Origin of the sequence: Mesorhizobium sp. M7D.F.Ca.US.004.03.1.1 (assembly GCF_003998635.1) — a bacterium.
Lineage (GTDB): Bacteria > Pseudomonadota > Alphaproteobacteria > Rhizobiales > Rhizobiaceae > Mesorhizobium > Mesorhizobium loti.
This window is the reverse complement of the sequence record NZ_RZQG01000294.1, coordinates 1-6,470: the sequence shown is the minus strand read 5'-3', so window position 1 is coordinate 6,470 and position 6,470 is coordinate 1. Positions and strand designations below refer to the sequence as shown.

The 6,470-nt window shown below is 63.5% G+C and carries 7 protein-coding genes; 2 read left to right on the top strand and 5 right to left on the bottom strand.

What is annotated here, in order from left to right:
* Positions 1–475 (top strand): nicotinamidase (locus EN935_RS17595; protein ID WP_164771179.1); only part of this gene is annotated, 475 nt, incomplete at its 5' end.
* 206 nt (positions 476–681) lie between these two features.
* Positions 682–2,076 carry a sodium:proton antiporter gene (locus EN935_RS17590; protein ID WP_164757550.1) on the top strand — a complete coding sequence of 465 codons (1,395 nt, stop codon included), beginning with the start codon at positions 682–684 and terminating at the stop codon, positions 2,074–2,076.
* Here EN935_RS17590 and EN935_RS17585 read toward each other — a convergent pair whose 3' ends face one another.
* The 5 genes from EN935_RS17585 to EN935_RS17565 form a co-directional block, all read right to left on the bottom strand.
* Positions 2,077–2,811 (bottom strand): ABC transporter ATP-binding protein, encoded by a 735-nt coding sequence (locus tag EN935_RS17585; protein WP_127262595.1) that lies wholly within the window; start codon positions 2,809–2,811, stop codon positions 2,077–2,079.
* Entirely contained in the window at positions 2,808–3,533 is a 726-nt protein-coding gene (locus tag EN935_RS17580) for an ABC transporter ATP-binding protein (protein ID WP_127262596.1), read from the bottom strand. Before EN935_RS17580 ends, EN935_RS17585 begins: the two co-directional genes overlap by 4 nt.
* Positions 3,530–4,492, bottom strand: coding sequence for a branched-chain amino acid ABC transporter permease (locus EN935_RS17575; protein ID WP_109667204.1), 963 nt, complete (start codon positions 4,490–4,492; stop codon positions 3,530–3,532). Before EN935_RS17575 ends, EN935_RS17580 begins: the two co-directional genes overlap by 4 nt.
* Positions 4,489–5,370 carry a branched-chain amino acid ABC transporter permease gene (locus tag EN935_RS17570; protein WP_109667201.1) on the bottom strand — a complete coding sequence of 294 codons (882 nt, stop codon included), beginning with the start codon at positions 5,368–5,370 and terminating at the stop codon, positions 4,489–4,491. Before EN935_RS17570 ends, EN935_RS17575 begins: the two co-directional genes overlap by 4 nt.
* 161 nt (positions 5,371–5,531) lie before the next feature.
* On the bottom strand, positions 5,532–6,470 hold a 939-nt coding region (locus EN935_RS17565; RefSeq protein ID WP_164771178.1), incomplete at its 5' end, for an ABC transporter substrate-binding protein.

Below are 6,470 nucleotides of genomic sequence, written 5' to 3'. Positions count from 1 at the left end.
GGACTGGCATCCCGCCGGACATTCCAGCTTTGCCTCCAGCCATCCGGGCGCGCAGCCTTTCACGATGATCGAAATGCCCTATGGCCAGCAGACGCCGTGGCCGGACCATTGCATCCAGGGCAGCCTGGGCTCGGATTTCCATTCCGGGCTCGCCTGGACCAAAGCTGAACTCGTCATCCGCAAGGGGTTTCGGCCTGATATCGACAGCTATTCGGCCTTCTTCGAGAACGACCGCACGACGCAGACCGGCCTTGCAGGCTACCTCCGGGAGCGCGGCATCGACACGCTGACCCTGGTCGGCCTGGCGACCGATTTCTGCGTCGGCTTCTCAGCGCTGGACGCAGTCAGCCAGGGCTTCAAAACCACGGTCCGGCTCGATGCCTGCCGTGGCATCGATCTCAACGGTTCGCTCGAAGCCATGCTGCAGCGCATGCGCGACGCCGGCGTGACGCTCGAAGACCATTTGTCGGATTGAACCGGCCCTTGAGAAAGAACCCCCTCACCCGGATTTCCAACCGAATTGCGAAGAGCAATTCGGGGCAATCCGACCTCTCCCCGAGGGGAGAGGAGATGGCGAGCATCGGCGCCAAGTCTCTTCTCCCCTCGGGGAGAAGGTGGCCGCGTAGCGGCCGGATGAGGGGGCCTTTTTTATATCTGATCCCCCTGCGGGCGGCATGCGTTATGGCTCTCGCCACCCTGCTTCCGGCACAGGCCTTTGCCGCCGAAGACCACGGTCTGCCCGGTGCTGTGATGTCGCTGTGGTGGGCGCTGCCCTTCGCCGGGCTGCTGTTGTCGATCGCCACCGGTCCGCTGCTGTTCCACCATGTCTGGGAACACCACTACGGCAAGATCACGGCCCTGTGGGCGGCGCTGGTGATCGTGCCGCTGGCGCTTGCCTTCGGCATCCCCTCGGCGACCGAAGCTGTGCTGCATGCGCTGCTCACCGAATACATGTCGTTCATCGTCCTGCTGTTTGCGCTCTATACGATTTCAGGCGGCATCCTGCTTTCCGGCAACATCCACGGCACGCCGCTGGTCAATGCCGGGCTGCTGCTGGTCGGCGCTATTCTCGCCTCGGTCATCGGCACGACCGGCGCCTCGATGATCCTGATCCGGCCGATCCTGCGCGCCAACGATAACAGGCCGTTCAACGCCCATGTCGTGATCTTCTTCATTTTCCTGGTGTCCAACATCGGCGGCTCGCTGACGCCGCTTGGCGATCCGCCGCTGTTCGTCGGCTTCCTGCGCGGCGTCGACTTCTTCTGGACGACGACGAACCTCTGGCGCGAGACGCTGTTCGTTGTCGTCGTCGTGCTGGCCGTCTTCTTAGGCATCGACATCATCCTGCATCGGCGCGAGGCTGGCGCGCCGAAGATCAAGGATCCGACGCCGGACAAGACGGTGCGTCTGCGCGGCTTGGCCAACCTTCCGCTGCTGGCGGGTGTGATCGGCGCCATCCTGCTGTCGGCGGCCTGGAAGCCGGGCGTGAGCTTTTCCGTGTTCGGCGTCAGTCTCGAACTGCAGAATCTGGTGCGCGACGCCATCATCCTGGCGCTGGCCATGCTGTCGCTTCCCCTCTCCTACAAGAGCCACCGGGAAGCCAACGGCTTCAACTGGGGTCCGATATCGGAGGTGGCGAAATTGTTTGCCGGCATCTTCATCTGCATCGTGCCGGTCATCGCCATCCTAAGGGCCGGACATGATGGCGCGCTGGCGCCATTGGTCGCCCTCGTCACTTCGCCCTCGGGCGCGCCCAACGATATCGCCTATTTCTGGCTGACCGGTGCGCTGTCATCCTTCCTCGACAATGCGCCGACCTATCTCGTGTTCTTCGAGCTTGCCGGCGGCGACCCAAGGCATCTGATGACGGAATTCGCTTCGACGCTTGCCGCGATCTCGGCGGGCGCGGTGTTCATGGGCGCCAACACCTATATCGGCAATGCACCGAACTTCATGGTCTACGCCATCGCCCGACATCGCGGCGTGAAGATGCCGGGCTTTTTCGGCTATATGGCATGGTCGGGCCTGGTGCTGATCCCGATATTTCTGGTTGCGGGCTTTCTGTTCTTTGGGTGATCAGCCCACGCCGACATAACGGCGAACCGCCGACGGGTCGGCGCGCAATTCCTCGACATCGACCGTCTCGCGATTGCGGCCGTTTTCGATGAACGCAACGCGGTCGGCGACCGAAAGCACCGCATCGACACGCTGTTCGACCAAAATGGTCGAAACACCCATGTCGCGCAGCTTCGACACCGTCTCGCGGATCTTGGCGATCATTGACGGCATCAGCCCTTCGGTCGGCTCGTCGAGCAACAGCACCTGCGGCTCGAGGCAGAGTGCACGCGCCATCGCCAGCATCTGCTGTTCGCCGCCGGACAGCGTACCGGAGCGTTGCCTGAGCCGCTGGCGCAGCAGCGGGAAGAGATCGAGCACGGCCTCCCGCGTCGCCTTGCCCTTGCCTCGCGCCATCAGGCCGATCTCGATGTTCTCCGCCACCGTCATTTCAGCGAACAGCCGCCTGCCTTGCGGCACATAGGCGACGCCTGCCTTGGGCACCTCGTGCGCCGGCAGCCCGGTCAACTCTTGGCCAGCCAGTTTGATCGAGCCGGCGCTTGAGGGAACCAGCCCCATTATGGCTTTGAGCGTCGTCGTCTTGCCGGCGCCATTGCGGCCGAACAGGCACAGCACCTCGCCTTTGTTCAGCACCAGGTCGAGCCCATAAAGCACCTGGACCTCGCCATAGAAACAGTCCAGCCCCGAAATGGTCAGTGCTTGAGACTTCGCCCCGGCCTGGCTTGTTTCGGTCATGGGGCGGTCCCCAGATAGGCTTCCTGCACCGCCGCGTTGTCGCGGATCGCTTCGGGCGTGCCTTCAGCCAGGATCTTGCCGGCATTGAAAACGGTGATGCGGTCGGCGAGTTGCATGACGACCGGCATGTTGTGCTCGATCAGAAGCACGGTGGCGTTTTTGGCGATCTCGCGCACCAGGGTGATGAAATTGTCGATCTCGCTGTCGGCCAGGCCTTGCGTCGGCTCGTCGAGGATCAGCAAACGCGGCTTCAGCGCCAGGCCCATCGCCACTTCCAGCAGGCGTTGATGGCCGTAGGACAATTGCCCGGCCGGCATGTGGGCACGATCGGCCAAGCCGGTGCGTTCGAGCGCCGCCATCACACCTGTCCGCACCGCGCCCTTCGAACGGCCATCGCTCAATGTCCGCTGCACCGGCAGCGCGACATTGTCGTAGGCGGAGAGATTGGCAAAGACGCTGGTGATCTGGAACGTGTAGGCGATGCCCTGGCGCACCCGGATATAGGCCGGCAGGCCGGTGATGTCGGCACCGTCAAAGACGATCATCCCCGATGACGGCTGGATGCGGCCGCTGACCAGGCTGACGAAGGTGGTTTTTCCCGCCCCGTTGGGGCCGATGACGGCGCGGATCTCTCCCGGCATCAGGGCGAAGTCGACGCCGTCGACAGCACGCAGGCCACCGAAGTTGCGCGACAGGCCCTTGGTGGTCAAAAGCGGCATCATGGCAGCCACCCAAGCCAGCGCTGGCGGATGCTGCCCAGAATGCCTTTGGGGAAGAACAGCACCAAAAGGATGAGCGCGATGCCGACGATCAGCAGATAGGCCGAGGTGTAGCCGCTGGTGATGTCGATGACATAGTACATGAACAGCGTGCCGATCAGCGGCCCAAGCGTTGTGGCAGCACCCCCGAGCAGCACCCAGAGCAGCGGCAGGATCGAATACTGCACCGAAGCGAAGCTCGATCCGACATAGCCGAACAGCAGCGCATAGGCGGCGCCCGAGGCCGCGCAGATGGTGCCGGAGACAACGACGGCGGCGAGCTTGTTGGAGAAGGTATCATAGCCGAGCATCTTCGTCCGCTCCTCGTTCTCGCGGATGGCGACTAGCACGCGGCCATATCTGGAGCGGACGATGGCTGATGTGATGAGCAGCACGATCGAAAACAGCCCCAGCGCCGTCATGTAACGCACGGTTGGATTGGTGAGCTCGAGCGATGTCGCGCCGAGGCTGAGCACCCGCGCTGGCTGCGGCACGACCATGCCCTGGTCGCCGCCGGTCCACGTCGCAAAATAGAGGATGAGCAGGTAAAAGACCTGGGCGAACATCATGGTGACGATCATGAAGGCGACACCCGTGGTGCGCAGCGCCAGCAGGCCGATCACCAGCGCCAGGACAGCGCCGCAGGCAACTCCGCCGAGGAAGGCCAGAGGGACGCTCCAGCCAAGCTGGATGACGGCAAGGCCAGCACCATAGAGCCCGGCGGCGAAGAACATGGCGTGGCCGAGGCTGAGCAGGCCGACATAGCCGAACAGCATGTTGTAGCCCATGGCAAAAACCGCCAGCACCATGATGCGGGCAAGCAGGCCGTGATAATACTCCGGCAGCAGGAAGCTCAGCACGAAGAGCAGCGCGATGACGCCGAGATGCAGGGTATAGGCCTTTGCCGGCGAAGCTTCGCTCATCGCGATGCCGTCCCGAACAGGCCTTGCGGGCGGAACACCAGCACCATGGCAACGAGCAGCGTGGCGATGATCTTGGCCAAAGTCGGCGAGAAGAACATCGAGATGATGCCGTCCGACAGGCCGATCAGCACGGCGGCGACGACCGTGCCGCGCAGCGAGCCGAGGCCGCCGATGATGACGACGATGAAGGAGAGCAGCAGCGGGTCCTGCCCCATCAAATAATGCGCCTGGCTGATCGGCACGATCAGCACTGCGGCAATGGCCGCCAGCATTGCGCCGAGCGCGAAGACGCCGCCATAGACACGGCCGACGGGGATGCCGAAGGCCTGCGCCGTCTCGCTGTCATACTGCGTGGCGCGCATGATGAGACCGATCCTGGTGCGCGTCAGCACCAGCCATGTCGCGATCAGCAGTAGCGCCGAAGCGGCGATAACAGACAGTTTGTAGCCGGAGTAACCGAACCACGGCAAAAGGATGCGGTAGCTGAACGGCGGCTCGACTGGCCGCGCCTCCGGACCGTAGAAGGTCAGCGCCAGCTGCTGGATGATGTAGAGCATGCCGATCGTGGCGACGATGGTGGCTTCCGGATTGTAGTTGAGCCGGCGCAGCACCAGCCGCTCGGCGACCAGCGCAATGGCGCCGACGATCAACGGCGCAATCACCAGCGCCGCCAGGAAGCCGAGCGCCGGATGGCCGCCGATCGCCGTGGTGATCGCCCAGGCGAGCACGGCGCCGAGCATGAAGAACTCGCCATGCGCGACATTGACCACCCGCATGACGCCGAACACCAGCGACAGCCCAAGCGCCGTCAGCGCCAGCACCGCTGAGGTGACGAGGCCTTCGAGGGCCGCGAGGAGGAGATGGGGACCGAAGTGCATTCAGGGCGCCCTTACCCTCCCCCTCGTGGGGAGGGTGACCGCGAAGCGGTCGGGTGGGGGGTGGGGCATGGGCCGTCACGACCCCCACCCCGTCTCATAGGCTTCGCAAAAATGCGAAGCCTATTCGCCGACCCTCCCCACAAGGGGGAGGGTAAGGCGCCTCACAGCGCCTGCGTCGTATAATCCCCTTCAGCCTCGTAAAGACCATCCTCGATCTTGGTCTTGTGCACGACCTTGAGCTTGCCGCCTTCGACCTTGGAGATGTTCTGGATGCCAAAGCACTGGTGGATCTTGCCGTTGAAGGTCTTTGGTCCCTGCGGATGCTCGGGACCTTCCGCGAATGCAGTCAGGGCTTCGGTCGCCTCGACCAGCTTGGCGCGGTCTTCCGGTCCCTTGTAGCCGGCGTCTTCCATCGCCTTTTTGACGACGTAGAGCGTTTCCCAGCAGCCGAACATATGGGCGGCGGTGGAGACGTCCTTGGGGTCGCCGACGGCGGCGCCATTGTCGTCGATGCCGACGGCGGCGCGGTAGGCCTTTTGCGCCTCGGAATCATCGGCCTGCGCGTAGCGCGGCGAGCCTTCCCAGAAATGGCTGCCATCGAGGAACTCCAGCCCGGGGCTGTTGATATCGGTGGCTTCGAGCGAATCGATGAAGCCGAACAGCTGCGGCCGGTTGGAGCCGTAGAACTCGCCGAGCTCCTTGACGAAGGTAAGCACGGCCGGGCCGACCATGACGTGGTAGATCACATCGGTCTCGGCCGGGATCTGCGGGAAGTATTTGGTGAAGGACGATTCCGTCGGCGGGATGGCGATCTGCGCGATGACATCGGCGCCTTGCGCCTTCAGTGCCGGCGGCAGGTAGTCGCGATGATCGTAGCCGAAGGCGAAATCGGGGAAGATCTGCGTCACCTTCTTGCCTGCATTGGCCGCGATCCACGGCGCCATCGACTGGATCTGGCTCTTCACGTCGGTGATGCCGGGCTGGAAGACATAACGGTTCAGCTTGGTCGAGGCGACATGGTGGCCTTCGCTGACGACGAAATAGGGCATCTTGTTTTCGCCGGCCGCGGGCGCCGAGCCGATAACGACATGCGAGAACAG